The organism is Catenulispora pinisilvae (genome assembly GCF_015356865.1).
GTDB lineage: Bacteria > Actinomycetota > Actinomycetes > Streptomycetales > Catenulisporaceae > Catenulispora > Catenulispora pinisilvae.
In genome coordinates, this window is the sequence record NZ_JAAFZA010000502.1 from 1 (window position 1) to 1,397 (window position 1,397).

General features: G+C 66.0%; 1 protein-coding gene and 1 pseudogene. Both read left to right on the forward strand.

The genetic code is table 11. The features are described from left to right. A pseudogene (locus IZR01_RS49170) lies at nt 1-261 on the forward strand (hypothetical protein); the annotation flags it as partial. Between the two features lie 10 nt (nt 262-271). Next, nucleotides 272-649, forward strand: coding sequence for a hypothetical protein (locus tag IZR01_RS49175; RefSeq protein ID WP_194898527.1), 378 nt, complete (start codon nt 272-274; stop codon nt 647-649). The last annotated feature ends 748 nt before the right edge of the window (nt 650-1,397 follow it).

Below are 1,397 nucleotides of genomic sequence, written 5' to 3' on the forward strand. Positions count from 1 at the left end.
GAGCCAGACCCCGCCGCCACCCCGATCGACGACGCGACCCGCGAAGCCCTCAGCCGGTTCACCCCCGACGAGCTCACCCGCTTGGAGCACCTGGCGCGCGAAACCTCCACCGACGGCTTCCACCGGCTCATCCTGCGCGTGAGCCTGTCCCCCGGCACAGTCCCGGAAGCCGCCCTCCTGGAACGGGTGCCCGGATTGTCATCGCGCGATCATGTATTGCACGCCCTGCGCGAATTCCGCACCCCAGCACCGACCGATTAGGACGACGACCATGACGGCCACGACCCGCATCGCGAGAGTCTTCGACGGCGCTACCGACGGCGTCCCCTACTACGCCCCAGACCACCCCCGCCTAAACCCGGCAGACCGCACCCAACCCCTGGCCTACCTCGCGGCGGGCACACCCCTGCTGATGACGACGGCATCCGAACCCGACTTCGTCGAACCCGCCCGAGGCGAAGTGGTCCCCATGGGCTTCCGCACCGACGGCACCTGGGTCTGGAACGACGCCCTCACCTACTACCTCAGCGAATACGGCTTCGCCCCCGAACCCGAATTCCTCGCCGCCATGGAAGCCGCCGGCTGGCAGTGCCCCACCCCGCCGGAGGACGTGCTGGAGCGGGCGATGGAGGAGTTGTTCGAGGATTAGCGAGGCGCGCGTTGGGTCTTTGAACCTGGAGCGTGCGCGAGTCCGTCGCCGTTGCGGGCTTTGGGGGCGATGGAGTCTGTGGGCCGGGTTGCGGTTGGGTTTTGGGTCTTAAATGCTTTTTACGGCCTTCGGTCATGATTGTGCCGGTTCGGGGTTCGGGGCGGTGGGTGTGTTTGTCGGCTTCCGGTTTTCGTGTTCACGACCCCGTCGCATCTCAGGCCTCTTCAACTCCAGCAGGTCGGAACCAGGGTCTAGATCAGGAACCAGATCAGGAACCAGATCAAGAGCCAGATCAAGAGCCAGATCAAGAGCCAGATCAACTGCAAGATCAACTGCAAGATCAAGGTCAAGAGCTCTGGTGAAGAGCCCGGCGCCTCCGGCGGGGGCTCTTGGCTCCCTCGGGGAACTGGCGCAATTCCATAGGGTGGCCGGGTCAGGGCCCTGCGCTGGCGGTTTGTGAGGTGGTTGCGGTTCGTTCCCCTCGGTCGCGTCGTCAGCCCCAAGGGGTACAGCACCGGTGTCCGGGAGTAAAGTCCGCGCCGTTGCGGTCGGGCGTGGAAGTGGCGGTTTGTCAGAGCGCGAACTTGACTCCCGGCCACCGGCGCTGTAGGCGAAGCCCTGCCGACGCGACCGAGGGGAACGAACCGAAAACCGACCGGATAGGTGCAAAGCCCAGTGGTGCGGTACCGGCGACTCGGCGACTTCGGCCGCCGGTCCCGGTGCTGGCAACGCGGCAGTCCCGAGGCTG

What these genes read in the sequence shown, in the direction of transcription:
- IZR01_RS49175 (WP_194898527.1), top strand. Translation starts at nt 272, where the DNA reads ATGACGGCCACGACCCGCATCGCGAGAGTCTTCGACGGCGCTACCGAC.